Annotated in this window: 24 protein-coding genes; 8 read left to right on the top strand and 16 right to left on the bottom strand. The window is 67.4% G+C overall.

Translation table 11 applies throughout. The features are described 5' to 3' along the window. Positions 1-147 precede the first annotated feature (147 nt). The 7 genes from AAC067_RS00395 to AAC067_RS00365 all read right to left on the bottom strand — a co-directional run bounded on the left by AAC067_RS00395 (position 148) and on the right by AAC067_RS00365 (position 8,256). Entirely contained in the window at positions 148-846 is a 699-nt protein-coding gene (locus AAC067_RS00395) for an isoprenylcysteine carboxylmethyltransferase family protein (protein ID WP_244093366.1), read from the bottom strand. Continuing rightward, complete coding sequence (locus AAC067_RS00390; RefSeq protein ID WP_134581252.1) at positions 843-1,445, bottom strand: cation transporter; 603 nt, start codon at positions 1,443-1,445, stop codon at positions 843-845. Before AAC067_RS00390 ends, AAC067_RS00395 begins: the two co-directional genes overlap by 4 nt. Next, on the bottom strand, positions 1,442-4,663 hold the full coding sequence (locus AAC067_RS00385; RefSeq protein WP_134581253.1) for a CusA/CzcA family heavy metal efflux RND transporter: 3,222 nt from the start codon (positions 4,661-4,663) through the stop codon (positions 1,442-1,444). The genes AAC067_RS00390 and AAC067_RS00385 overlap by 4 nt, the downstream gene beginning before the upstream one ends. Before the next feature lie 11 nt (positions 4,664-4,674). Then, positions 4,675-5,874 carry an efflux RND transporter periplasmic adaptor subunit gene (locus tag AAC067_RS00380; protein WP_339928424.1) on the bottom strand — a complete coding sequence of 400 codons (1,200 nt, stop codon included), beginning with the start codon at positions 5,872-5,874 and terminating at the stop codon, positions 4,675-4,677. After that, entirely contained in the window at positions 5,874-7,127 is a 1,254-nt protein-coding gene (locus tag AAC067_RS00375) for a TolC family protein (protein WP_339928422.1), read from the bottom strand. The genes AAC067_RS00380 and AAC067_RS00375 overlap by 1 nt, the downstream gene beginning before the upstream one ends. A 57-nt stretch (positions 7,128-7,184) precedes the next feature. Further along, positions 7,185-7,487, bottom strand: a complete 303-nt coding sequence (locus tag AAC067_RS00370) for a hypothetical protein (RefSeq protein WP_244999706.1) — start codon at positions 7,485-7,487, stop codon at positions 7,185-7,187. A gap of 340 nt (positions 7,488-7,827) precedes the next feature. Next, complete coding sequence (locus AAC067_RS00365) at positions 7,828-8,256, bottom strand: hypothetical protein (protein WP_165117316.1); 429 nt, start codon at positions 8,254-8,256, stop codon at positions 7,828-7,830. A 258-nt stretch (positions 8,257-8,514) separates the two neighbouring features. Here AAC067_RS00365 and lspA point away from each other — a divergent pair, with 258 nt between their 5' ends. The 6 genes from lspA (at position 8,515) to AAC067_RS00335 (ending at position 14,983) form a co-directional block, all read left to right on the top strand. Next, on the top strand, positions 8,515-9,039 hold the full coding sequence (lspA, locus tag AAC067_RS00360) for a signal peptidase II (RefSeq protein WP_134581258.1): 525 nt from the start codon (positions 8,515-8,517) through the stop codon (positions 9,037-9,039). A 190-nt stretch (positions 9,040-9,229) separates the two neighbouring features. Beyond that, positions 9,230-9,577, top strand: coding sequence for an MAPEG family protein (locus tag AAC067_RS00355; protein ID WP_339928417.1), 348 nt, complete (start codon positions 9,230-9,232; stop codon positions 9,575-9,577). Between the two features lie 48 nt (positions 9,578-9,625). Further along, the gene (locus AAC067_RS00350; protein ID WP_040349346.1) at positions 9,626-10,060 is read left to right on the top strand and encodes a helix-turn-helix domain-containing protein; all 435 of its coding nucleotides are present in this window, start codon (positions 9,626-9,628) and stop codon (positions 10,058-10,060) included. A gap of 112 nt (positions 10,061-10,172) precedes the next feature. Continuing rightward, positions 10,173-11,432: a cytochrome P450 gene (locus tag AAC067_RS00345; RefSeq protein ID WP_165117320.1), complete on the top strand. Its 1,260-nt coding sequence runs from the start codon at positions 10,173-10,175 to the stop codon at positions 11,430-11,432. A gap of 63 nt (positions 11,433-11,495) precedes the next feature. After that, positions 11,496-12,908 (top strand): dihydrolipoyl dehydrogenase, encoded by a 1,413-nt coding sequence (gene lpdA / locus AAC067_RS00340; protein ID WP_165117322.1) that lies wholly within the window; start codon positions 11,496-11,498, stop codon positions 12,906-12,908. 137 nt (positions 12,909-13,045) lie between these two features. Continuing rightward, entirely contained in the window at positions 13,046-14,983 is a 1,938-nt protein-coding gene (locus AAC067_RS00335; protein WP_339928400.1) for a cytochrome c/FTR1 family iron permease, read from the top strand. A 114-nt stretch (positions 14,984-15,097) separates the two neighbouring features. Here AAC067_RS00335 and AAC067_RS00330 read toward each other — a convergent pair whose 3' ends face one another. The 9 genes from AAC067_RS00330 to AAC067_RS00290 all read right to left on the bottom strand — a co-directional run bounded on the left by AAC067_RS00330 (position 15,098) and on the right by AAC067_RS00290 (position 22,629). Then, positions 15,098-17,227, bottom strand: coding sequence for an NAD(+) synthase (locus AAC067_RS00330; RefSeq protein ID WP_339928398.1), 2,130 nt, complete (start codon positions 17,225-17,227; stop codon positions 15,098-15,100). Between the two features lie 245 nt (positions 17,228-17,472). Then, positions 17,473-18,228 carry an arsenical resistance protein ArsH gene (gene arsH, locus AAC067_RS00325; protein ID WP_134581261.1) on the bottom strand — a complete coding sequence of 252 codons (756 nt, stop codon included), beginning with the start codon at positions 18,226-18,228 and terminating at the stop codon, positions 17,473-17,475. Then, positions 18,228-18,644 carry a GNAT family N-acetyltransferase gene (locus AAC067_RS00320; RefSeq protein WP_134581262.1) on the bottom strand — a complete coding sequence of 139 codons (417 nt, stop codon included), beginning with the start codon at positions 18,642-18,644 and terminating at the stop codon, positions 18,228-18,230. The genes arsH and AAC067_RS00320 overlap by 1 nt, the downstream gene beginning before the upstream one ends. Continuing rightward, positions 18,644-19,729 (bottom strand): ACR3 family arsenite efflux transporter, encoded by a 1,086-nt coding sequence (arsB, locus tag AAC067_RS00315; protein ID WP_339928394.1) that lies wholly within the window; start codon positions 19,727-19,729, stop codon positions 18,644-18,646. Before arsB ends, AAC067_RS00320 begins: the two co-directional genes overlap by 1 nt. Further along, entirely contained in the window at positions 19,726-20,151 is a 426-nt protein-coding gene (gene arsC / locus AAC067_RS00310; RefSeq protein WP_313633055.1) for an arsenate reductase (glutaredoxin), read from the bottom strand. The genes arsB and arsC overlap by 4 nt, the downstream gene beginning before the upstream one ends. Positions 20,152-20,158: 7 nt before the next feature. Then, a complete protein-coding gene (locus tag AAC067_RS00305; protein WP_339928387.1) occupies positions 20,159-20,494 on the bottom strand; it encodes a metalloregulator ArsR/SmtB family transcription factor in 336 nt (111 codons plus the stop codon). A 52-nt stretch (positions 20,495-20,546) separates the two neighbouring features. Beyond that, entirely contained in the window at positions 20,547-21,515 is a 969-nt protein-coding gene (locus AAC067_RS00300; protein ID WP_292036971.1) for an arsenic resistance protein, read from the bottom strand. A 321-nt stretch (positions 21,516-21,836) separates the two neighbouring features. Continuing rightward, entirely contained in the window at positions 21,837-22,235 is a 399-nt protein-coding gene (locus AAC067_RS00295) for a limonene-1,2-epoxide hydrolase family protein (protein WP_292036970.1), read from the bottom strand. A gap of 82 nt (positions 22,236-22,317) precedes the next feature. Continuing rightward, positions 22,318-22,629 carry a helix-turn-helix transcriptional regulator gene (locus tag AAC067_RS00290; RefSeq protein WP_292036969.1) on the bottom strand — a complete coding sequence of 104 codons (312 nt, stop codon included), beginning with the start codon at positions 22,627-22,629 and terminating at the stop codon, positions 22,318-22,320. A 447-nt stretch (positions 22,630-23,076) separates the two neighbouring features. Here AAC067_RS00290 and AAC067_RS00285 point away from each other — a divergent pair, with 447 nt between their 5' ends. Both AAC067_RS00285 and AAC067_RS00280 read left to right on the top strand, forming a co-directional pair. After that, complete coding sequence (locus tag AAC067_RS00285) at positions 23,077-23,559, top strand: RNA polymerase sigma factor (protein ID WP_244093384.1); 483 nt, start codon at positions 23,077-23,079, stop codon at positions 23,557-23,559. A 10-nt stretch (positions 23,560-23,569) separates the two neighbouring features. Then, positions 23,570-24,565: a FecR domain-containing protein gene (locus tag AAC067_RS00280; RefSeq protein ID WP_339928381.1), complete on the top strand. Its 996-nt coding sequence runs from the start codon at positions 23,570-23,572 to the stop codon at positions 24,563-24,565. Positions 24,566-24,578: the final 13 nt, after the last annotated feature.

The raw sequence follows: 24,578 nt of genomic DNA, 5'->3' as shown, positions 1-24,578 counted from the left end.
GCGGCCCTTGCGGGTCGGCTATGGCGGCCGCTCTCGGCGACCGACGCGATCGAGAGGGCGGGATCACGACCTGGGTGGCGGCGGCGCATACTGCTGCTTGGCTCTGGCGTCGTCCGCTTGCAGGTCGTCATCCCGCTCCTCCCAACCTCAAGGCAGGGGCAAGACGGCGTTGAAGCCGCTGAGCCGCTGAAGTTGTTCGAGCGCCTCGAAAAGCGGAAGCGCGAGGAGGAAGACGAAGCCGTCGCGCACCGTACGGACGAAGAAGACAGGCCGGATCAGGACTTCCGCCTCGTCCCGCCAGAGGGAGGGCTTGGGCAGGAACCGGGGGGTGCGCTCGCGGTAAGCTTGGTAGTCGTTTCCGAACGTGTCGGAGAGGTAGCGTTCCTCGCGACCGACCACGATCCGGAACACCGCCCAACAGGCAAGAGCGAAAATCAGGCCGACGCTGAGGCTGCCGGATTGGGCGCCGATGCCAAACGCGCCGATGAAGCTGAAAACGTAGAGCGGATTGCGGCTGACTGAATATGGTCCTGCGGAGACGATTTCCTGCTTCTTCCGACCGCCTATGTAGAGGGAACACCAAGCCCGGCCGATGATGCAGACCATGATGGCGATCAGACCCAGATGCTCGACCGGATGCTCGAGCACGGGCCAGGATGTGAAGAGCGCCGCGCAGACAACGAGAACCAGCCCGCCGACGACAATGCCCGCCTTGCGCCACCGTTGGACGGATTGAATGTCGATCGATGATCCGCCGGTGGCTTCAAGGGACGGCGGGCCGGACTGATCGGTGTTGACGGCTTTCGAGACGCCGGAGAGATCATCGGAGGAACGACGCCGCATCATTGCGCCTTCTCCTCACCCGGACCATCACGCGCCGCGTCGCGCAGAATGTCGATGCCACCCTTGAGTGCGATAGCGGCTACGAGCACCCCGACTACGAGATCCGGCCACGCCTGGCCGAGCCAAAGCACCAGTCCTCCTGCGATAAGGATGCCCCCGTTGGAGGCGAAATCGTTGAAGCTGAAAGTCTCGGCGGCCTTCATGTTGACGTCGCCGCTATGCTGGCGGCGGATCAACTGCAGGCAGATGAGGTTGATGATCGCCGCGACGATCGCGAGCCCCATCATGGTCGGCCCGATCGGTTCTGTTCCGACGAGGAATCGGCGGCCGGCGTCCAGAAGGACGCCGGCGCCGAAGATGAGGAGCATGACGCCCGAGAAGCGCGCTGCGCCCCGCTTCCACGAGCCGGCCCGGCCAATCGCGAGGAAGCTGATCAGATAGACGGCGGCGTCCGAGGCGTTGTCGACGGCGTTGGCCAGCAGGGCGCTGGAGTCGGCAGACCATCCGCCGACTCCGAGCGCGACCGCCAGGCCCGCGTTGAGCGCGAGAACCGTCAGCAGGGTGCGCCCCTGCTGACGGTCGTCCTGATTGCGAGCAATCAATCCTCGACCCCCTCGTCCTTGCGGTGACGCACCGCCTTGGCCGCGAAGGTCGGCAGAACCAGCAGGGTCAAGGCAGTCGCAGTAAGAAGGCCGCCGATGACGACGGTCGCCAGAGGCTTTTGAACCTCGGCTCCCGCCCCATGGGCGATCGCCATCGGGATGAAGCCGACGATGGCGACGAAGGCCGTCGTCAACACCGCCCGCAGCCGGCTGGATGCGCCTTCGATCGCCGCATCCCGAGGCGCGAGACCAGCCTGCAACCGCTCGCGTATGGCCTGCATCAGGACAAGCCCGTTCAGGGTCGCCACGCCCGAGACGGCAATGAACCCGACGGCCGCAGACACCGAGAACGGCATCCCCCGCAAGAGCAGCGCCAGGGCGCCGCCGATTAGGGCAAGGGGTACGCAGGCGAAGACAAGTCCGGCCTCCGCAAACGACCCCAGGGCCATGAACAGCAACACCCCGATCAGGACGAAGACGATCGGAATGACGAGGCCCAGCCGCTGTTCGGCCCGCTTGAGGTTCTCGAACTGACCGCCCCAGGTCAGGCGGACGCCCGGCGGGAGCTGGATCTGGTCGACCTTCGCTTGAGCGTCAGTGACGAAGCCGCCCAGATCACGGCCGCGGACATTGGCCTGAACCACCATCCTGCGACTACCGTCGTTGCGGCTGATCTGGTTCGGCCCCTCGGCGCTCTGGATGCGCGCCACAGAGGACAGAGGCACGGTCACGCCCGTCGAGGAGACGATGGGCAGGGCCGCGAGCGCCGCCGGATCGTTCCGTGCACCGTCCGGAAGACGAACAACCACGTCGAAGCGGCGATCGCCCTCGAAAATCCGGCCTGCCTCCGCGCCACCGATTGCGGCCGAGACCGCTTCGGAGACGTCGGCTGCCGACAGGCCGTAGCTGGCCGCCGCGAACCGATCGACGCTGACCGTCAGAGTCGGCAGGCCCGACGCCTGTTCGACGCGCACGTCAGCGGAGCCAGTGGTTTGCCGCAGCGCGCCGGCCACCTCATCGGCGACCCGCTGCATGGTGTCGAAATCATCGCCGTAGACCATCACCGCGAGGTCGGTCCGAACCCCGGAGATGAGCTCGTTGAAGCGGAGTTCGATGGGCTGGCTGAACTCGAAATTATTGCCGATCTGCTGATTGGCAAGCTCTTCGAACCGCTCGAGCAGGGCTTCCTTCTTGAGACCGGAATCAGGCCAGTCCTTACGGTCTTTCAGAACGATGACGCTGTCCGAAATGTTGGGCGGCATCGGATCGACGGCCGCCTCGGCGGTGCCGGTCCTGGAGAACATGGTCTCGACTTCCGGCTGGGCGGTGATGACCCGTTCCAACGCCATCTGCATGGCGAGGGACTGTTCCAGCGACGCCGAGGGAACACGCAACGCCTGCATGGCGATGTCGCCCTCGTCCAGAGTGGGGATGAACTCCCGTCCCAGGGACGAGAAGGCCAGACCACCGACAACGACCGCGCCGAGCGCCGAGATCAGGACGATCTTAGGACGATCGACGGCGGCGCGGATGGCCGGCTGGATCCAACGCCGCGCGTGGCGGAGCAGGAAGGTCTCATGTTCGTGGGCGTGGCCGTGTTCGTCGGTCTCGACCTTCTTGGGTTCCCGCACCAGCAGGGCCGTCATGGCCGGAACGAAGGTGAAGGAGAAAATGAAGGCGCCGACGAGCGCCAACATGACCGTCGCGCCCATGGGGACGAACGTCTTGCCCTCGACGCCCTCGAGCATCAGCAAGGGGGTGAAGACGAGGAGGATAATCAGCTGACCGAAGGCGGCCGGTTTGACCATCTTGCGGGCTGCGGCAACCGCGACATCAAGGCGTTCCCGACGGGTCAGAGCCCGTCCCAGATCGATCCGCCGCTGCGACAGCATCAACAAGGTGCTTTCAACAACGATGACGGCCCCGTCGACCAGAAGGCCGAAGTCCAGAGCGCCCAGGCTCATCAGGTTTCCACTGATGCCGAACCGGTTCATGCCAATGACGGCGAAGAGGAAGCTGATGGGGATCATCAGCGCTGTGATGCTGGCCGCACGAATGTTGCCGAGCAGCAGGAACAGCACGACGATGACTAGCAGGGCACCCTCGGTGAGGTTACGCGCCACGGTCGAGATGGTCGAGTTGACCAGGGCGCTACGGTCCAGAACAGTCACCGCCTCGATGCCTGCGGGCAGGGTCTTGCGAACTTCCTCAAGGCGCTCCCCGGCCGCCTGGGCCACCGTGCGGCTGTTGCCGCCAGCGATCATCAGCGCCGTTCCGAGCACGGCCTCGTGGCCGTCACGGCTGGCGCCGCCCAGGCGCGGAGCCTGGCCGATCTCGACAGTGGCGACATCGGCGACCCGCACGATCAGGCCATTCCGGTTGACGACCGGCGCCTGAGCCAAGTCCTCCACGGTGGAGGCCAGGGCGTCTGTGCGAACCGTCAAAGCTTCGCCGGCGCGCTGGATGTAGCCCGCGCCAGCCTGGGTGTTGGCGCGGTCGAGAGCCTGGATCAGGTCACCCATTCCCAGGCCGTAGGCGGAGAGACGCGCGACGTCGGGACGGACCGCGTACTCCTTCACATAGCCGCCGACGGTGTCGACGCCGGCGAGACCGGGGGCGGTCCGCATTTGCGGCGCGACGATCCAGTCCTGCACGGTGCGAAGATAGGTGGCGCGCTGCTGCGGGGTCGAAAGCAGATCGCCTTCGGGCGTCAGATAGGCTCCGCCCGCCTGCCAGCCCGTCTCACCAGGCTTGGCGAGGTTCTGACTGCTGAACGGCTTGTAGTCGATCGTCCACATCAGCACTTCACCGAGGCCCGTCGTGATCGGGGCCATGGTCGGCTCTACCCCTTCGGGCATGGCCTCCCGCGCGCCGGCAAGGCGTTCAGCGACCTGCTGACGGGCAAAGTAGATGTCCGTCTGGTCAGTGAAGATAACGGTGACCTGGCTGAAGCCGTTTCGGCTCAGGGATCGGGTCGTCGTCAGGCCGGGAATGCCGGCCATGGCGGTTTCAATGGGATAGGTGACCTGCCGTTCGATCTGTTCGGGCGCAAGCGCCGGAGCGACCGTGGTCACCTGGACCTGGCGATTGGTGATGTCCGGCACGGCGTCGATGGGAAGCCGTGTCAGTTCGAGCAGTCCGTAGGCCGCGACAAGCGCCGTGGCGAGGACCACGAACCATCGGAATTTAACCGAGAGTTCGATGATGAATTTGAACATGCGGTGCGCCCCTAGTGACCGTGCTCGGCCTCGCCCTTGGCGAGCTCGGCTTTGAGGAGGAAGGCGTTTGTGCCAGCGACCCGTTCAGCCCCGGTGAGGCCGCGCAGGATTTCAGTCCGCCCCCCGGCCTGACGACCGGCGAGCACCGGACGGGCCTGGAAGCCGTTCGGGACTTGAACGAAGACGACGGTGTTCCCGTCGACGGTCTGGACGGACTCGGTCGGAACGGTGAGACCGCCCGTGGTTTCGCCCGTCACGATCGCACCGGTAACGGCGGAGCCGGCCGGTGGGAGGACGGAGCCCGTCGGTCGGGCCCGGATGACCGTGGCGCCGCTCTCGCCGCCCGCGCCCGCGGCGACGCCGGTGACGACGGCGTCAAAATCGCCGCTCGGGCTGCTGACCCGCAGAGGAGCCCCGGCTCGTACATTGGCGGCCAACGCAGGCGGCGCGTTGAAGACGAGCTCAACCCTGGCCGGGTTCGTGACTTCGGCGACAACGCCACCCTGGGCGACGAAACCGCCCGGCCCGACCTGAACGCTGGTCACGACCCCGGCGATGGGGCTGGTGACGCTGAGGCGGCCCGACGCGTTGGGCGAGCCCGCCGCGCTGGACCGCGCGCGAGCCGCCCGTGCGCCGGCTTCGGCGCTGAGCAGTTGCGCGCGGGACGCCTCGACTTCCTGTCGGGCGACGACGCCCTGATCCGCCAAATTGCGGTTGCGTTGATAGGCCTGGCGCGCCGCCTCGGTCTCAGCGGCCGCAGCGTCCGCATCCGCCCGGAAGGTTGCGGCTTCGCCGCTCACGACGCTCGCCAGAGGCTGGCCGATCCGGACCGTCTGACCCGGCGCCACGAGAACCCGCTCAACGCGCCCGCCGACGGACGCCGCGACAGCGGCGCGCGCGTCGATCATTGGCTCGACCCGCCCGGAGAGACGGGTTTCCGCCCCCCCTCCCCGACCGACGCCGACCACAATCAGGCTCGCGGCCTGGGCCTGGGCCGCGCTCAGTGCGACGAAGCCTTCTGGCGCTTCGGCCTCGCCTTCGGCATGGGCGCCTTCCTCCGCGTGACCCGCCTCACCTTCGGCAGCGGCCGGTGCGGCCGCTGGAGCGGCATCCGGTCCGCGTGTGAGCAGGAAGAGCCCGCCTCCACCGAGAAGGACGATGGCGGCGGCTCCGCCGATGAGCAACGTCTTGTTGGATGTGCGCTTGCGCATCACTGGGCTCCTTGGAAGGGGGCGCGGCCGTCCTGGCGCGCAAGTTCGATCTCGGCCTGGACGCGCGCGAGGCGCGCATCGACGGCAGACGTCCGGGCAGAAATCAGGGCTGTGCGGGTGACCCGCAGTTCAAGCTGGGAAATGCGCCCCGCTTCGGTTCCGATTCGCGACAGGCGATAGGCTTCCTCCGCAGACGCCACTCCCGCATCGGCGGCGGAAACCCGGCTGACGGATGCGGCGAGCCGCGCCCGCGCCGCGGCGCGATCGGCCTGGGCTTCCTGACGGGCGCCAAGGAGCCGCGCATCCGCGGCACGGAAGTCCGCCTGCGCCGCAGCGATGTTTCCGCGGTTCCGGTCGAACAATGGCAGCGGCATGCTGACGCCGAACGTCAGAGCCGTTGCGTCTTCCATCTCGTAGCGACGGACACCGACGCTGGCGTTGATGTCCGGACGAGAGCGTATCCGCTCGACGTCGATCCGGCGTTCGGCGGCGGCCCGTTGCGCTTCCGCGACACGAACGGTCGGTGCATCCGCTGGCGCCACAAAGGCGGGGGCAGGCGGCAGGTCGAGCAGGCTGGTGTCGATCGTTGTTACTGGCGCCGCCAGCATGGCGACAGCGGTCAGCCTGGCGAACGCCGCGTCGCGTTCGGCGATGGCCTCATCCCGCGTGGCGCGCGCTGCAGCTGCTTCGCTTTCACCCTGAATGCCGCGTAGCAGGGGCTCGCGCCCTTCCTCGACGAGAACAAGGGCGGCCCTTGCATCGGCGATGGTCAGGGTCAGGCTTTCTTCAGCGAGGACGGCCCGCCTTTGGGCGGCTTCCGCATCGGCATAGACCTGCGCGAGTCTTCCAGCAGCGTCGATGACGGCGAGATCGCGCTGCAGAGCCGCTGTCCCAGCCTCCGCGCGGGCGACATTGACCCGAGCGGTCCGGCGTCCCCAGAGCTCGAGGTCCTGGCTGATCGACAAGGTGGTTTCGGCATTGGCGTAGCCCGAGAAGGGCCCCGTGCCGAAAGCGTTCTCGGCGTCGAGAGCGATCGTCGGATTAGGCCTCGCACGGGCCTGGCGGACACGTGCTTCGGCGGCGTCCGACAGGGCGCCGGCTTCAAGGGTGGCCGGGGTTTGACCCAGCTGGGCGAGCAGCTCGGCGAAGGACGGCGCGGGGTCAGCCCAAGCGGGACTGGCCAGCACGGCCGCGAATGCGGCCAACGCGCAGCCGACCGCGAAACGCGGCGGCCTGCGATATGAGGGAGGCATGATTCATCTTCCAGAAATTTGACACGAGTTCGCGCGCACGGCGGCGCAGACGTCCGGTCAGACTCTGGGAGGGCGCTTCAGGCCGTCGGGAGAGATCGACGACGGAAAATCACTCGAGGGGAAGGCGTGAACAGGCCGCGCGTGGATCTGCATCGCGATGTGGTCGGCGACATCCGCACGGGCAGTTCCGTTGTGGTGGCAGTGGCCGTGGGTGCAGACTCCGTGCCCAGCGCCAAGGTCGACCTGGTCGCCATCGCCCGCATCTTCAACGACCATGGCGTGAGCCGATGCCGTCTCCGGGACGCAGGTCGCGGCGTCAGCGATCGGGGCGACGAAAAACACGGCGGAGACCAGGGTCACCGCCAGTATCAGTCTTGCCCATGTCGCAATTGGCCACGCCATCGCGTGGTGGATACTTTCATTCGGGCGATCAAGCAATCTGTTACAGTGTTCGGGGGCTGCGACTGTTTCGAGTGACCACCAATCCGCGGTGAGGGAGAGGGAAAGTCGACATGCAAGGCCGAGAGTGGCGCATCGTCGGCCATCTCGACCTATTCAGCAACGTCGAGCGATCTTTAAGCGAGCGCACGCTGATCGCGTCCGATTCTTTCGCTGCGTCTGCAGGTGGATCGAGATTGCAGAATGCGCAATCTTCACCTGAGTAGCGCTGCCGCTATCAGGTCGGGCCATCGTGAACCGGTCAGCCAGACCGCTCCGCCGGTCGCCGCGACGCCAGGCTCTGGATAAAGTCGTTGCGCGCGCATAGCCAGAGCGAGCGGACGTTGGAGTCGCCTGCGCAGTGGCGGACCAGCAGTAAGCCGGCCAGGGCGTTGGCGAAGAAGCCCAGAGCGCCCAGTCCCGTGATGCCACAGGACGGCGCCCCGGAGGTGGCTCGCGAGATCGCGTAGCTGAGGAATAACAGCACCAACGCAACGAGGCTGGCGCCTTGGCCATTGGCCGCCCCGGACTGCACGGCGACCGAACGTCCGATCACGGCCAGGCTGATGCCGTAGGTGGCGCGTCGGCCAGGAAGTCGAGCACATTGGCGCCCAGGGGGCGCCGAGCCTTGCAGGGAGGCGCCGCTGGCTATGGCCATAAAGGCGGCGCCGTTGACGGCGATCACCGCCATCAGGATGCGCCGGTAGGCGGGGTGGCGCCGTCGAACCTGGAGGCCACGCCGCAACTGCAGCCGGGCGAGGAAGTGCACAGGACGAGAGGGGGTTCAGTCATCGGATTACCCTTTCGCGAGAAGCATGCATCTCCCATTGGCTAGACGATCATGCCGAGAATGCATGGCTTCCATGAAAGAAACGCCCGTCAGATAAAACCCGCTTGATCCTCTAGTAACTAGAGGGCCCAAAATCAGTTGAAATCCATTGGAGGCTTCATGATCACCATGCACCCGACGCGACGCGTTCCCGGCCGCCTGCAGACGATCGCCTTCACGCTCGCGGCGCTGATCGCCGTCGTGGATCAGGCCGCCAAGGCCGCGGCGCGCGCTCAGCTGGACGCTCCGATCGACCTCACGCCGTTTCTCTCGCTGCGTCTCGGGTTCAACCCCGGCGTCACCTTCGGCCTGTTCGCCGGCTCAGGCGCCGTCGGCCGCTGGGCGCTGAGCGCCGTGGCCTTCCTGATCATCGGCGCCCTGCTGGCGTGGATCTGGCGCACGCGCAGCGCCGTGACGGCGGCCGCCGCAGGCCTCATCGCCGGTGGAGCGATCGGGAACCTCGTCGACCGGCTACGCTTTGGCGCGGTCACCGATTTTATCGATCTTCATTGGGGGGCGGCGCACTGGCCGACCTTCAACCTCGCCGATGCGGCCATTGTCTGCGGCGTCGCGCTGCTCCTCCTCACCGTCCGGGGCTCGGACAGCCGCGCGGCGTCCTCGACCCTGGGACGGGCGGCGCGATGAGGCTTCCCGCCGAACAGAGGGCGATCGCCGTCCGCTCGGCGCCGGCGATTCTCATCACCGCCTCAGCGGCGGCCTCCGCCTGGCTGCGGCTTTCCCCGCCCCTTCTCGGCGCGGCGCGCGACATGGCGACGGCCGATAGGCTGGCCTATGCCCTGCAGGCGAATCTCCCGGTCTTCCTGTGGCTCGCGGGGTGTTTGAGGGTGGTGGCCAGCATCCGTTTCCGGTCCGACGCCGACCGGCCGGGTCCGCCGATGCGGCGCCCGGCGCCAGGCTCGCCGTACCCGCCGCCGTGCTACAGAACTCGCTTGAACAGACCGTTCTGGCGGTGAGCGCCCACCTGGTGCTCGCCACCGTGCTGCGCGGCGAGGAGATGATCCTGCTGCCGGTGTTGGTCCCTCCTTATCTGGTCGGTCGGGGTTTCTTCGCCCTGGGTTACGCGCAGGGCGCGGCGGTCCCGGCCTTCGGCATGGCGCTCACCGGCGCCTCCACGATCGCCGCCTTCGGCATCGCCGTCGTCCTGATGGGGCTGGGCCGATGATCCCTCCCCGCCCCAGATGCCTTTCACCCGCCGTTACGAGCTGACGCGATGCCCCTCCCCTCTCCCGCCTCGTCCGGGTTGCGCCCCATCGGCAAACTGGCCGCCGCCACGGGCGTCAAGGTTCCGACCATCCGCTTCTATGAAGAAATCGGCTTGCTTCCGCCGCCGCCGCGCACCGCCAGCGACCGGCGCATGTATGACGACGCGGCTGAGCGCCGCCTGTCATTCATCCGGCATGCCCGCCAGCTGGGCTTCGATCTGGATTCGATCCGCTCCTTGCTTGATCTGTCGGATCACCCCGATCGGCCCTGCGCCGAGGCCAGCACCCTGGCCGAACGTCATCTCGCCGATGTGAAACAGAAGATCGCCCGGCTCCGCGCCCTCCAGCGCGAACTGTCGCGGATGACGACGGAATGCGCCGGGGGCCGGGTCTCCGCCTGCAAGGTGATCGAGGCGTTGCACGATCCATCCGCGCCACTTTGACCCTGTGGAAGATCCGGAAGGCGCAAAGACCCCGGAGCCATTAGCCCACCGCGACGTTTGGAGGCGATTGGCGGCTCCCGTCGCGGACCGCCCGTCCTTGTGGAGGATTTCGATGACGCATCGGCCGACCTCGCGACACGGCGACCAGACCCTGGCCCTGCTGACAGACCCTTATCGGCGCCTTTCCCACCTGTTCGAGCAGGCCGGCGCCGACGTCGTCGAGACCCGCCTGGCGCTGAAGGAGACGACCTGTCTGAGAGGCCGCGAGGCGGCGCGGATCTTCTATGACGAGACCCGCATCGTGCGGGCGGGCGCCATGCCGGCGCCGGTCCGCCGCACGCTGCTCGGCGAGGGCGGCGTCCAGGGGCTGGACGGCGAGGCCCACCGCGCTCGCAAGGGCGTGTTCATGTCCCTGATGTCGCCAGCCCGTGTCGCGCGGCTGGGCGAACTGTTCGAAGCGGAATGGCGGCGCGCGACCGTCGAATGGGCCGGCGAGGAGGACATCGTGCTCTATGACGCCCTGCAGCCGGTGCTGACGCGGGCCGTCTGCGGCTGGGCCGGCGTGCCGCTTGAGCCGCACGACGAAGCGAAGCGGGTCCGTCACCTGAGGGCGCTGTTCGACGCGGCGGGATCGCGGGGCCCCCGGCATCTGTGGTCGAGGCACGCGCGTCGCCGCGTCGACGCCTGGCTGGGCTCGATCATTGAAGACATTCGCGCCGGCCGTCTGTCGCCGGATCCGGACACGGCCGCCCACGCCTGGGCCTGGACCCGCGCCGAGGACGGCGAACCGTTGCCGATCCACACGGCGGCGGTCGAACTGGCCAATGTATTGCGGCCGACTGTCGCGACCTCGGTCTACATCGTGTTTGTGGCGCACGCGATGCAGGCTCACCCGGATGCGGCCCGTCTGGCCGTCGCCGACCCCGGACGTCGCCGCGCCTTCGTCCAGGAAGTCCGACGCTTCTATCCGTTCTTCCCGGCAGTGATCGGGCGTGTGCGCGCGCCGTTTCGCTGGCGCGACCTGGTCTTCCCGGAGGGCCGTCAGGTGGTCCTCGACCTCTATGGCTCCAATCACGATCCCGCACACTGGACTGATCCCGAGGCGTTCCGGCCGGAGCGGTTCAGCGACGGCTCCGGAGATCCGTTCGGTCTCATCCCCCAGGGCGGTGGGGATGCGGCGACCGGTCACCGTTGCCCTGGCGAAGGGATCGTCCTGGAGCTGATGGAGCGCGCCGTCGGCCTGCTCGCCGACCTGAACTACCGGCTGCCGGATCAGGATCTGGAGATCGACTTCCGCCGCCTGCCGGCCCTCCCCGGAAGCGGGTTCCGAATGGAGACGCGCGACGCGGCCCTCAATGAGGGGGGCGCCTGATGCCGGTTCCTCGGGCTGGCCGGGGCCCTTCTCTCCCATCCACTCGCAGCAAAGGCTGACGCCATGAGCCGTTCGACGACCTCCTACGACCTGGTGATCATCGGCGGCGGGCCGGGCGGATACCCGTGTGCTATCCGGGCGAGCCAACTCGGCCTGTCGGTGGCGGTCATCGACGACCGCGAACTGCTCGGGGGGACCTGCCTGAACATCGGCTGCATTCCGTCCAAGGCGCTGCTCCAGGCCACCGAGCGGCTGGAGATGGCGCGCAATCTCGAAGCGTTCGGCGTCATGGTCGACAATGTGCGGGCCGATCTTGACGGTGTCATGCGGCACAAGGGCAAGGTGGTGACCGAGCTTGGCGAAGGGGTCGCCTACCTCCTGCGCAAGCACAAGGTCGCCCGCTTCCAGGGCCGCGGCCGGCTGCTGGCGCGCGACCGGGTGGAGGTGCGCGCCGCGGACGGCGCTTTCGAGGTGCAGGCCCGCAAGGCGGTGGTCATCGCCAGCGGATCGGAAGCGGCGACCTTGCCCGACCTGCCCATCGACGAGCGGCGGATCGTCACCTCCGCCGGCGCCCTGAGCCTGACGGCGGCGCCGCGCCATCTAGCGGTGATCGGCGGCGGCTACGTCGGACTGGAGCTGGGGTCGGTCTGGCGTCGGCTCGGCAGCGAGGTCACGGTCATCGAAGTGCTCGACCGGATCGCCTCCGGCGTCGACTCGGAGATGTCGGCGACGCTGCACAAGGTGCTCGAGGCCCAGGGCTTCCAGTTCTGCCTTGGGCACAAGGTGGTCGGATCGCGGATGGAGGGCGACGACGTCGTCCTCGACGTCGAGCCCATGGGCGATGGCGCGCGAGGAACCATCAAGGCCGATGTCGTGCTGGTCTCCATCGGCCGACGGCCCGCCACCGCCGGGCTCGATCTGGAAACGGTCGGCATTGCGCCCGACCGCAGGGGCTTTATTCCGGTGGACGAAGGGTTCCGGACCAGCGCCGACGGGGTCTACGCCATCGGCGACGTCATCGGCGGCGCCATGCTGGCCCACAAGGCGGAGGAGGAAGGGATCGCCCTGGCCGAACGCCTGGCGGGGGGCGCGGGCCATGTGGACTACGGAACGATTCCGGCGGTCGTCTATACCTGGCCGGAACTGGCTTCGGTCGGCCGCACGGAGGACGACCTCAAGGCGGCCGGCGTGGCCTACCGTGTGGGGCGCTTCCCCTTCTCCGCCAACGCCATGGCCAAGGCGCGTCTGGAGAAGAACGGTCTGGTCAAGGTTCTGGCCGACGCCGCGACGGACAAGATCCTCGGCGTGCACATCCTGGGCCCCGAAGCCGGCGGGTTGATCCATGAAGCGGTCGCCGCCATGCAGTTCGGCGCGGCAGCCGAGGATCTGGCGCGGACAAGCCACGCCCATCCGACCCTGCCGGAAGCCCTGCGCGAAGCCTGCCTGGCGGTAGCCGAGCGCACGATCCACCTCTGACGGCCGCGCGTTACGAGGTCTGACCCGCCGGAAGCCGCGATCGCGGCCGCCTCTGCGGGCCCGGGCGCGTCCGCGGTTTAGACGCGACAGCGGCGTCGCTTGAATGCTATTGCGAGCCGCTCACAACTAGGTCTCCCATGCGTCCTCTGCTCCGTCTGCTCACCCTGCTGTTCGCCCTAGGGCTGGCCGCCCCGGCCCTCGCCCAGGCGCCGTCCGCCTCGGAGGCCCAGGTCGCCTGGCGGCTGCTGGATTATGTGGCGGTCGACTACGCCGGCGCAGTGGCCGACGGCGAGGTCGTCAACCCGGCCGAATACGGCGAGATGATCGAGTTCAGCACCCAGATCCGGACGCGTCTGGACGCCCTGCCGGCCAACCCGGCCAAGGCCGCCCTGATGCGCGACGCCGAGGGCCTGCAGGCGGCCATCCGGGACAAGGCGGATCCGGCCGTCGTCGGCGCCCGGGCCAAGGCCCTGGCCGGCGCGGTGCTGGCGGCCTATCCGAGCCCGCTTGCGCCTTCGTTCCCGCCCGACCTGGCCCGCGGCGCCGCCCTCTACGCCGAGCAGTGCGCGGTCTGCCACGGCGTGACCGGGCGCGCCGACGGCCCCGGCGCCGAAGGGCTCGATCCGCCGGCGATCGCCTTCGCCGACGTGGAGCGCGCGCGCCAGCGCAGCGTCTTCGGGCTCTACCAGGTGATCGACCAGGGGCTGGAGGGCACGGCGATGGCCAGCTTCTCGCACCTGCCGGCCGAGGACCGCTGGGCGCTGGCCTTCTATGTCGGCCGCTTCGCCTTCACCGACGCCGAAGCCGCCGAGGGCAAGCGCCTGTGGGACGGCGATCCGGCGGTCCGCGCGGCCTTCCCCGACCTGGCCGCCCTCACCCAGACCACGCCGGCCGAGCTGGCCACCCGCCTCGGCGAACCCCGGGCGCGAGCCCTGACCGCCTATCTGCGACGTCATCCCGAGGCGGCGGCGCGCCCGGCCGGATCGACGCTGACCCTGGCGCGGACGCGCCTGGCGGAGAGCGAGGCCGCCTATCGACGGGGCGATCGCAAGGCCGCCACCGACGCGGCGCTGTCCGCCTACCTCGACGGCGTCGAGCCGATCGAGCCGGCCCTCGGCGCCCGGGACGGCGCCCTGCTGCGCCGGGTCGAGACCGCCATGACCGAGCTGCGCGTCTCGATCAGCCGGGGTGCGCCCGCCGAGGAGGTCGCCGGTCGGGTCGCGCGTGCGAACGCCCTGCTGGACACGGCCGAGCGGGCCCTCGCGCCCCAGGAGGCGGACAATGTCGCCAGCTTCCTCGGCGCCTTCACCATCCTCCTGCGCGAAGGCCTAGAGGCCCTTCTCATCGTGGTGGCGATGATCGCCTTCCTCAGGAAGGCCGAACGGCCCGAGGTGCTGCGCTACGTCCACGGCGGCTGGGTCGCCGCGCTGGTCGCCGGCGGGGCCACCTGGGCGGCCGCGACCTTCTTCATCTCCATCAGCGGTGCCAGCCGGGAACTGACCGAAGGGTTCGGTTCGCTTCTGGCCGCCGTCGTGCTCGTCTCGGTGGGCATCTGGATGCACGGCAAGTCGCACGCCGACGCCTGGCAGACCTATATCCGCGACAAGCTCTCCCACGCGCTGTCGAAACGGTCGGCCTGGTTCCTGTTCCTGCTGTCTTTCGTCGTGGTCTACCGGGAGGTGTTCGAGACCATCCTCTTCTATGCGGCGATCTGGAGCCAAGGCGGCCACCTCGGCATGCTGGCCGGCGCCCTGACGGCGGTGGTCATCCTGGCCATAGTGGCCTGGGCCCTGCTGGCCTACAGCAAGCGCCTGCCGATCGGCCGGTTCTTCTCCCTGAGCTCGATCCTCATGGCCATCCTGTCGGTCGTCCTCGTCGGGAAGGGGGTGGCGGCGTTGCAGGAGGCAGGCTGGCTCGATGTCCACCCGCTGGCCTGGATCCCCCGGATCGAAATCCTCGGCCTCTACCCGACGGTCGAAGGCGTCGCCGTTCAGCTGCTGACGATCGCCATCCTCGTGGTCGGCTTCTCCCGGCATGCGGCGCCGAAGGGCGCGCGGCCGGCGGACATCGGCTAGGGTCGCCAGCCCTTCACCTAATCTTCCGCCCCGCCGGGCGCCGGATGGGCAGGCGCCGGCTTCCGGTTCCTGAACCGCCCCTCCGACCCCGGAGTTCGCAGCCGGGCGACGGCCTTATCGGACGATGGGTTTGCCTCCGGCGGGCAGCACATCGGGCTCTTTCGTTGGAATGTCGTCGCTTGCGGGATCAAGAACCTCCGGCACGTTGCGATGCAGCTCGTCGATCCAGACCTGGCCATGAGCGTCCGAGGGCATGCGCCAGTCGCCCCGCGGCGACAGAGAACCGCCTGTCGTGACCTTGGGTCCGTTCGGCAGGGCCGAGCGCTTGAACTGATTGGCGAAAAAGCGCTGCAGGAACACCTCCAGCCAGCTGCGAATAGACCCGATGGGGTAGGCCCGCTTTTGCTCGTCCGGAAAGCCCGGCGGCCAATTCCCGGCGGCGGCGTCCTGCCAGGCGTGCAAGGCCAGGAAGGCGATCTTGGAGGGCCGCAGCCCGAACCGGGTGAGATAGTAGATCCAGAAGTCGTGGAGCTCGTAGGGGCCGATCTTGCCTTCGGTGCTCTGCGACTCGCCCTCGGCCGTCTGCGGGATGAGCTCCGGTGAAATCGTTGTCGCCAGGATGTCGAGCAGGACGTCGGACACCGCGGGGTCGAACAGGCGGTTCGCCGCTGTCCAACGGACGAGGTGTTGAATGAGGGTTTTCGGGAGCGAGCCGTTGACGTTGTAGTGGCTCATCTGGTCGCCAACGCCGTATGTGCACCAGCCAAGCGCAAGCTCGGACATGTTGCCGGTGCCGAGCACCATGCCGTTTCGCTGATTGGCGGCCCTGAACAGGAGATCTGTCCGGAGCCCGGCCTGCACATTCTCGAACGTCGTGTCGTACACAGGTTCGCCCCTCGCGAACGGATGGCGCAGGTCCTGCAGCATCTGCTGGGCGAGCGGCTTGATGTCGATTTCCTCGACGGTCACGCCGAGCCCGTTCATCAAGGCGTAGGCGTTAGACTTGGTCCTCGCGCTCGTGCCGAAGCCGGGCATTGTGATCCCGAGAATGTCCGTGCGCGGACGTCCAAGCAGATCGAAGACCTTGGCCGCGACGATCAAGGCGTGCGCGGAATCCAGCCCTCCGGACACGCCGATGCAGATCTTGGCTGTTCCGGTCGCCTCAAGCCTCTTGGCCAGCCCGCTCAACTGTATGTTGAACGCCTCGTAGCAGTCCTGGTCGAGGCGGGAGGGATCGTTGGGCACAAAGGGAAAACGGTCGATGCGTCGTCGCAGGCCGAGGTTGTGAACTGGCGGATCAAGATGGAAGGTCACCCGGCGAAAGCGCCGGTCGGGCATCCCGTTGGCGATCGCGGCCTCGTTAAAGGTGCCGGTACGCATACGTTCCAGCTGCAGCCGTTCCACGTCTATGTCCGCGACGGCCATCTGGGACCCCAGGCTGAAGCGCTCGGTCTCCGCGAGCTGCGCCCCCAGCTCGTAGATACAGGCCTGTCCGTCCCAGGCCAGGTCGGTCGTCGATTCTCCATACCCGGCCGCGGAGTAGATGTAGGCCGCCCAACAGCGGCCGGACTGCAGCTCGCAAAGTCTTCGCCGCGTGTCCGCCTTTCCCACCACGATGTTGCTTGCGGACAGGTTCGTCAGAATCAGCGCGCCGGCGAGCGCGGCGAAGTCGCTGGGCGGCGCGGGCGCCCACACATCCTCGCAAATTTCGACATGAAAGATCAGGCCATCGACGTCGTCGGCCTGGAACAGCAGATCCATTCCGAATGGAACGGTCTCGCCCCCGATCGTAATCTCGCCTTCCACATCCCGCCCGGAGGCGAACCATCGCTTTTCATAGAACTCGCGGTAGTTGGGCAGATGGCCCTTTGGCACCACGCCAAGGATCCGCCCCCGGTGGATAGCCACCGCACAATTGTACAGCCGTCCCTCACGACGGAGGGGCGCGCCGACCAGTATGACCGGGTGGAGATCGCGGCTTTCGGCCACGAGGTTCACGAGTTGCCGCTCGACCTCGTCCAGCAACGCCCGCTGCAGAAACAGGTCGTCGATGGAATAGCCCGACAGGCCGAGCTCCGGGAAAACCATCAACGCGGTCCCGGCCTCGTTCCCCTCACGGGCGAGCCTCAGGGTCTGCTCCAGATTGAACGCCGGATCCGCGATCCTGCAAACGGGACGGCACGCAGCGACCCTCACGAAGCCTTGCTGGTAAATCGACAGGAAATCGGCTGCGTTGCGAGGCACGTCCTGCTCCTATTCCGCTTCGGGCATTACTGTTCTCGGCCGGACGGCCCGCGCCTGGTCCCCCTTGCTAAGCGCGGCAAGGGCCTGGAGGTTCGTCAGGATGAGAACGTCACCCGGAGAATAGCCTTTCGCCACTTCTGGCGAGTTACGGCCATCGCGATGCTCGGCGGCCGCCGCGGCCATGGCGTCAAGGTCCGTATTAAGGCGGGAGGAATGCGAGGCGTGTTCGCGTGGTCGAGGGGAGGTCACGCCTGGCGCGCGATGACGATCCCCGACAGATCGGAGGCGGCGTCGAGGGGAATCCCGGCCGCCTTGCGCTCGGAATAGCGGTCCACCAGCTGGGCCGCGTGCGGCCGGGTGAGGATGGTGAAGCGCACCAATTCCTCCATCACATCGACGATCCGCTCATAGTAGGCCGAGGGCTTCATCCGGCCGGCCTCGTCGAACTCCTGGAAGGCCTTGGCCACGCTGGACTGGTTGGGGATGGTGATCATCCGCATCCAGCGGCCCAGCAGGCGCAGGGTGTTGACGGCGTTGAAGCTCTGCGACCCGCCCGACACCTGCATCACCGCCAGGGTGCGGCCCTGGGTCGGGCGCAGGCCGCCCAGGCTGAGCGGCAGATGGTCGATCTGCAGCTTCATCAGGCCGGAGACCTGGCCATGCCGTTCCGGACTGCACCAGACCATGCCCTCCGACCAGAAAGCGTGCTCGCGCAGCTCGCGCACCGCCGGGTGGTCGTCGTCGCCGGGCGCGCCCGGCAGGGGCAGGTCGGAGGGGTCGAAGATGCGGGTCTCGCATCCCATTCGCTGCAGCAGACGGGCCGCCTCCTCGACACAGAGCCGCGAATACGACCGCTCGCGCAGCGATCCATACAAGAGAAGGATCCGCGGCGCGGGATCGGTCGGACCTAGCCCCCGGGCGGGGTCGGCGGACAGATAGGCTGCATCCAGAGCCGGCAGGTGATCCGGATCCGGCAGCGGCCGCAGGCGGGCGAAAGTCATCAGAGGTCCTTGATGAGATAGGCCGCTGACGCCGGGCAGACGTCCGCGAACTCGCGGGTTTGCCGGATCGCAAGGGGCGCGGACGCCCGTTCGGCGGAGACGAAAGCACGCCGGGCGAAGAATAGCTCGGCCGTCGTGGTGAGCAGGTGAAGCCGTTCGCTACCCAGATCGCTCGCCATGGCCTCGACGGCGGTCAGTATGCGGCTCCCGATCCCTTGGGCCTTCAGGTCGGCGAGCACGACCAGGGAGCGCAGCAGGAGATCCTGCCCCTCCCCTTCCAGGCCGACATAGCCGGCGATGCCGCCGTGTTCGTGGGCGGCGAAGTATCGACCAGCGCCAGGCTCGGGCAGACCCGCGCCGCGCAGGGCCGCGATCAGGCCGACGTCATCCGCGTCCAGGAGATGCAGGACGACCATCAGGCCGCGTCCGCCGGCGGAGCCGTATCCGGGAACCAGCGGCGTCCCATCCACAGCGCGACCGACACCAGCAGGATCAGCACCGGCACCTCGACCAAGGGACCGATGACGGCCGCAAAGGCGACCGGCGAGGTCAGGCCGAAGGCCGCGATGGCGACGGCAATGGCCAGTTCGAAATTGTTCGAGGCCGCGGTGAAGGCCAGGGCGGTGGTGCGCGGATAGTCGGTCTCGATCAGCTTGCCCATGAGGAAGCTGACCACGAACATCACAAGGAAGTAGATCGTCAGCGGAATGGCGATGCGCAGGGCGTCCAGCGGCAGGGCCACCACCTCCCCGCCCTTGAGGCTGAACATGACCACGATGGTGAACAGCAGGGCGATCAGGGTGATCGGTCCGATGCGCGGCAGAAAGCGCCGCTCGTACCAATCGGCGCCCCGGCGGGCGATCAGGCTGCGACGGGTCAGGAAGCCGGCCAGGAAGGGAAGACCGAGGTAGACCAGGACCGCCCCGGCGATGGTCCAGACGCTGACGTCCACCACACTGCCCTGCAGGCCGAACAGGGGCGGCAGGACGGTGAGGAAGATCCAGGCGTAGAGGCTGAAGAACAGGATCTGGAAGATCGAGTTGAAGGCGACGAGACCGGCGTCATACTGGTTATCGCCCCGCGCCAGCTGGTTCCACACCAGCACCATGGCGATGCAGCGCGCCAGTCCGATCAGGATGACGCCGGTCATGTATTCCGGCTGATCGCGCAGAAAGATCACCGCCAGCGCGAACATCAGCACCGGGCCCAGCACCCAATTCTGGAACAGCGACAGGGCCAGCACCCGCTTGTCGGCGAAGACACGCGGCAGCGCCTCGTACCGGACCCTGGCCAGCGGCGGGTACATCATCAGGATGAGACCGACGGCGATTGGGATGTTGGTCGTGCCGATCGAGAGGCTATTGATCCAGGCGGGCAGACCCGGCGCCAGCGTCCCCAGAGCCACGCCGAGACCCATGGCCACGAAGATCCACAGCGTCAGCCAGCGGTCGAGGAAGGACAGGCGACGCGGCGACGTAGTCGTCACGGGGGTGTCGATCATCGCTTCACCCGCTGGCCGGCGGCGTCGATGACGACCTCGCCGTCCTCCTTGGTAAAGGGTTTGAGATCGTCGTCGGGCAAAAGATCGAGCACGGCCTCCGATGGCCGGCAGAGTCGAACGCCCAGGGGACTGACGACGATCGGGCGGTTGAGAAGTATCGGATGGGCCTCGATCGCGTCGAGCAGTTGATCGTCCCTGAGGCCTGGATCACCGAGGCCCAGTTCGGCGAAGGGCGTGCCCTTTTCGCGTAACAGGTCGCGCAGCGGCGCGCTGGTGCGTTCGGCCAGCCAGGCGATCATGGCCCGCGACGGCGGGGTCTTCAGATACTCGACGACGTGCGGCTCCATGCCGACATGGCAGATCAGCTCAAGCGCGTTGCGCGACGTCCCGCAGGCGGGGTTGTGATAGATGACGACGTCCATGGGATCCTCAGGGGCGGCAGGGTGCGAATTCGGCCAGCAAGGGCTGACACAGGTCCGCCCTCCCCTCGCAGCAGTCCTTAAGCAGGAACAGGACCAGCTCGCGGAACCGGTCCAGGTCGGCCCGGTAAATGATCGAGCGGCTGCGCCGCTCCGACCTGATCAGCCCCGCGCGGGTCAGAACGCCGAGATGGGACGACAGTGTATTGGCCGGGATGGCCAGATGGTTCGAGATCTCACCGGCCGGCAAACCGCCGGGTTCGTGGCGCACGAGGAGACGAAACGCCTCCAGCCGCGTGGACTGCGCCAAGGCGGCGAGAGCGAGAATCGAGGCTTCCGTTTCCATAGTTCTGAATTAGTCGAACTATGGAAACAATCAAGCTTTAGCGTTCCCCTGATCAGGCTGACCGACGTCCCAGCCCGGGGATGCCGCGGATGTAGACCAACTCCGCCAGGAGCTCGATCAGAGTCTGGGTGACGATGATGGCCGGGACCAGGGGGATGGCGCCGGGCACGACCAGGGCCAGCGGCAGGACCACGAGCGAGTTGCGGGTCCCGGCGCTGAAGGCGACGGCGCGGCCGGCTTCCGGCGTCAGCCCTGCGAGCCGCGAGACGGCCCATCCGATGAGCGGCGCCAGCACGGAGAAGGCGACATAGACCGGCACGACACTCAGGGTCCGGTCGAGGGTCTGTCCGAGTTGCGGCATGACCGCGGCGACGACGATGAAGAGCACCAAGGCCGTGGCCGGCACCGGCGCCAGGCCGAGACCAGACGAGACTCGCTCGCCCGTTTTGCTGCGGGCCGCCCAGGTCTGGACCAGCGCCGCCAGAACGAACGGGATGGCGATCAGCCAGACGAAGGCGTGGATGAACGGACCTGGCTGCACATAGGCCGCCGCCTCGGCGCCGAGGAACAGACGCAGATAGATGGGCAAGAGCGCCATCTGGGCAATCAGCAGCACCGGTGTCGAGGCCAGGAGCAACCGGGCATCCGCTCGACCCAGATGAGCGAAGGTCACGACATAGTCGATGCAGGGACAGAGCAGCACCATCAGCACGCCGAGACGGATCAGGGGATCGGCCGGCAGGAACTGCACCAGGCCCAGGACAAGCAGAGGCACGGCGATGAAGTTCACGGCCAGCAAGGCGCCCATGAACCGCAATTCCTGAAGCGCCCGGCCGAGGGCGGCGACGGGCACCTGCAGGAAGGTGACGAACAGCATCAGGGCCAGCGCCGGATTGATCGCCGATTCCAGCACCGCCGTGCCCGGGATCACGAACCCAATGGCCGTCGCGACGATCACGGCGGCGAAATAGATCCAGACCTGTCGGGCTTCGAGGCCGTCGCGAAGTTCAGACGTGTTCATCCCGGATCCTGACTTCGCACTGCCCCCCCCCCTAACGGGCGCGAACGCCCCGGCCTGTCAAGCCTCGTCCTGCGTTCCGCGGGTCAGAGGGTGGACCGATCACTGGCGGCGTTCGAGCGGCGTCGGCGCACGCCCGCAAGCTCTGGCGCGCGCACCGCACTCAAGGGTTTGGCTTGGTTCCTACTCCGGCTAAGATGGTCCCCGGCGGGCCTCGACCGGATAGCCTTTGATCTTGAGCCAGGGGACGTTCTGCGTCGGCGGCGATCACGGGTGAAGACGTCGAGCTTCACACAGAAGTTCCCGGCCCGCCCCCTCCCCTCCTCACCAACGGGCGGCGCTGAGGCGACGCCAACGATCCTTCTCCGCCAGAGGCACCTCGGCCAGATCGGCGTGATCGCGCCACCGAGTGATCACGCCCTTCTCAACCTCGAAAACGTTGATGACGCGGACGTTCATGACGAGGCCACGGTTCGCGGCCAGCAGATAGAGGCTTTCGGCGATGACCAACTCGCCCTGGGTGACGGACTTGAGGATGTGAAGTTCGAACAGAGAATAGCTTTGGAAAAGCCGACGCCAGAAGCCGAGAAGCGCTGTACGTCCGACGAGTTCGCCCGCGATGTCGAACTGGGCCGCGACCTGCTCCGACAGATAGGATTCGAGGCGACGCACATCGCGTGATGCGATCTCCCCGGCGAAAGCTTGGACGACGTCTCCGGGCATAAGCGACCTGATCACCGTTCAGGCGCGCAATCATGCTCCGATTCTCATCGGAAAACTCGCGTATCGCGTGTGACCAACGATGTCACTCCGGTTCGATAACCCCAGCCCCCACCCCGACCGCGACGGCCTCTATCCGGGTGCGCACGCGCAGCTTCGAGCACACCTTCTCAAGGTAGCTGTCGACCGTGCGCGGCGACAATCCGAGTATGGCGCCGATATCTCCCGAACTCTTGCCGCGACTGACCCACAACAGGCACTCCAGCTCTCGCGGGCTCAAGGCGAATACTCGAGAGCCGACATTCGGTTGGAGGTTCGGAGCCATGATTTCACTCGCGATTGACCGGTGAAGGCTGAACGGACCAGCGGCCACGAGCAACACAGGGGAGTTGCGCATTCTCCGCAAGAAAGTTGCGGAGAATCGACGTCGGACCCGCCGCCCCTCAGGATCGAAGCCAGCGCCAGAGACTGATTGCCCCTGCTTTGGCGACCGCTTACACAGTCCGGCGTCGGGCGCCGTCAGATACGGGCGCAACTTGAGCCGGGGTCCGTCAGCGGCGGAGGCGGCGTTTCACCCTGAAGTAGCGGGCCTCTTCGCAGAGGATTCCTCGCCCGACCCCTCCGCCTTGCACCGGGACTCGCTTTGATTCATTGTCGGCCGTCGGCGCTTGCGTCGACAGGGGCCGGGAATCCCCTGTGCGAAGCTCAATCTTTACGACCGCGCCTCGACGCGCGGCGTCCGTCCGCTGGTGACCGCGGCGCACCCCTGTGTGCGCCCGGTCGAGGCGGGCGCGCTCTCGGATTCCTGCCTCCTGAAAACCGGCGGGAGGTCGCCTTGAGCGATGTGAAGGAGATGGATCCGGGCGCTGCGGCGAGCCTGAATGGGCTCTACCGACGCTATTCGGGGTGGTTGGGAAGACGGCTGCGCGGACGTGTGGGCGCCGATGAAGCCGCCGATGTGGTGCAGGAAACCTATCTTCGCCTGGCTCCCTATCTCCTCGAAGATATCCGCCACCCCAAGGCTCTGCTTCTTCGCGTCGCGCTAAACCTGGTTCGCGACGAGCGACGCCGGATGGCGCTGCGGGACCGGGCGATGCAGGGGGCGATTCCTATGTGGGTCACAGCGGCCGACGCGCCTGTCGACCGGCTTCACCTCAAGCAGGTTCTCCTGACCATGCCGCCGCTGTATCGGGACGTCTTCGTCTTGAGCCGGTTTGACGGTATGACATATCCGGAGATTGCTCTGGCCCACGGGATCAGCCTGGCTACGGTTGAACGGCGGATGGCCAAGGCTGTTGAGCACTGCATGGCCCAACTGGACGTCTAAGGCACGAACGATGACTGCCGATAATGACCTGGACGTAAGACGACGCGAGGCCGCGTCGTGGTTCGCCACCCTCAACCAGAAGCGGGTGGCGGCTTCGGACATCACTGCTTTCAGTCAATGGCGCCGCACTCCTGCGAACGCTGAAGCCTATGCCCGGATAGAAACGATGTGGGAGGCGGCCGGGAGCCTCAAGGGCGACGCCGATATCGCCGCCTTGACTGCAGGGGCCCGCGCACGCGCCGACGCCTCGCGCAAACTGCAGGGCCGCCTCGCCAAAGGCCTTTTACCGATCGGCGCCGTGGCGGCCGTCGCCGCCGTGGTTGTCGGCGTGACAATGTGGTCTGCCCGTCCTCTGTCCTATGAAACCGGGCTGGGCGAACGGCGGATCGTCGTCCTGGCCGATGGGTCAAAGGTTACCCTGGACACCGAGTCTCGCATCACCGTCAGGCTCACCGGCCGTCGCCGTGCTGTAGAGCTGGCGAGCGGCCAGGCCTTCTTCGATGTGGAGGGCGATCCTGCCCGCCCCTTCGTTGTTCGCGCCGGCGCGACCGACGTCACCGCCGTGGGAACCCGGTTTGACGTCCGCCGCGCGGGCGGCGGCGCGCAGGTGACGCTCGTCGAAGGCAAGGTCGATGTCGTAGACCGGGGGCAAGCCACGCCGCGGTGGTCCCTGGCCCCGGGCCAGCAGATTGTCACCGCTTCGCCGCGTCCAGCCGTCCGGTCGGTGGATGCGGCGTCGGAGACCAGCTGGACATCCGGCCGCCTCATCTTCGCCGGCGACACCGTCGAAGCCGCTGTGGCCGAGGTCAATCGGTACACCGCGTCCAAGGTCGTCCTGGATGCGCCCGCCATCGCCGATATCGCTGTCAGCGGCGCCTTCAACACAGGCGATGTGGAGGGCTTCGTGTCCGCGCTGACCGAGCTCTATCCGGTCGTCGCCGACCGCACGGCTTCCGGTCAGATCGTCATTCGTGACGCCCCCGCAAAAAATGCGGGCGCGCGCTGAGGGGTTTTGCCAC

The sequence above is a fragment of the uncultured Brevundimonas sp. genome, assembly GCF_963977465.1.
Classification (GTDB): domain Bacteria; phylum Pseudomonadota; class Alphaproteobacteria; order Caulobacterales; family Caulobacteraceae; genus Brevundimonas.
The sequence above is the reverse complement of the archived record's forward strand: the minus strand, read 5'-3'. Positions and strand labels throughout refer to the sequence as shown.

Bases quoted from the DNA above. Each gene is read 5' to 3' on its own strand.
- AAC067_RS00395 (WP_244093366.1), bottom strand. From the start codon at position 846: ATGATGCGGCGTCGTTCCTCCGATGATCTCTCCGGCGTCTCGAAAGCC.
- AAC067_RS00385 (WP_134581253.1), bottom strand. From the start codon at position 4,663: ATGTTCAAATTCATCATCGAACTCTCGGTTAAATTCCGATGGTTCGTG.
- AAC067_RS00380 (WP_339928424.1), bottom strand. From the start codon at position 5,874: ATGCGCAAGCGCACATCCAACAAGACGTTGCTCATCGGCGGAGCCGCC.
- AAC067_RS00375 (WP_339928422.1), bottom strand. From the start codon at position 7,127: ATGCCTCCCTCATATCGCAGGCCGCCGCGTTTCGCGGTCGGCTGCGCG.
- AAC067_RS00365 (WP_165117316.1), bottom strand. From the start codon at position 8,256: ATGGCGGTGATCGCCGTCAACGGCGCCGCCTTTATGGCCATAGCCAGC.
- lspA (WP_134581258.1), top strand. From the start codon at position 8,515: ATGATCACCATGCACCCGACGCGACGCGTTCCCGGCCGCCTGCAGACG.
- AAC067_RS00350 (WP_040349346.1), top strand. From the start codon at position 9,626: ATGCCCCTCCCCTCTCCCGCCTCGTCCGGGTTGCGCCCCATCGGCAAA.
- AAC067_RS00345 (WP_165117320.1), top strand. From the start codon at position 10,173: ATGACGCATCGGCCGACCTCGCGACACGGCGACCAGACCCTGGCCCTG.
- lpdA (WP_165117322.1), top strand. From the start codon at position 11,496: ATGAGCCGTTCGACGACCTCCTACGACCTGGTGATCATCGGCGGCGGG.
- AAC067_RS00335 (WP_339928400.1), top strand. From the start codon at position 13,046: ATGCGTCCTCTGCTCCGTCTGCTCACCCTGCTGTTCGCCCTAGGGCTG.
- arsH (WP_134581261.1), bottom strand. From the start codon at position 18,228: ATGACTTTCGCCCGCCTGCGGCCGCTGCCGGATCCGGATCACCTGCCG.
- AAC067_RS00320 (WP_134581262.1), bottom strand. From the start codon at position 18,644: ATGGTCGTCCTGCATCTCCTGGACGCGGATGACGTCGGCCTGATCGCG.
- arsB (WP_339928394.1), bottom strand. From the start codon at position 19,729: ATGATCGACACCCCCGTGACGACTACGTCGCCGCGTCGCCTGTCCTTC.
- arsC (WP_313633055.1), bottom strand. From the start codon at position 20,151: ATGGACGTCGTCATCTATCACAACCCCGCCTGCGGGACGTCGCGCAAC.
- AAC067_RS00305 (WP_339928387.1), bottom strand. From the start codon at position 20,494: ATGGAAACGGAAGCCTCGATTCTCGCTCTCGCCGCCTTGGCGCAGTCC.
- AAC067_RS00300 (WP_292036971.1), bottom strand. From the start codon at position 21,515: ATGAACACGTCTGAACTTCGCGACGGCCTCGAAGCCCGACAGGTCTGG.
- AAC067_RS00295 (WP_292036970.1), bottom strand. From the start codon at position 22,235: ATGCCCGGAGACGTCGTCCAAGCTTTCGCCGGGGAGATCGCATCACGC.
- AAC067_RS00290 (WP_292036969.1), bottom strand. From the start codon at position 22,629: ATGCGCAACTCCCCTGTGTTGCTCGTGGCCGCTGGTCCGTTCAGCCTT.
- AAC067_RS00280 (WP_339928381.1), top strand. From the start codon at position 23,570: ATGACTGCCGATAATGACCTGGACGTAAGACGACGCGAGGCCGCGTCG.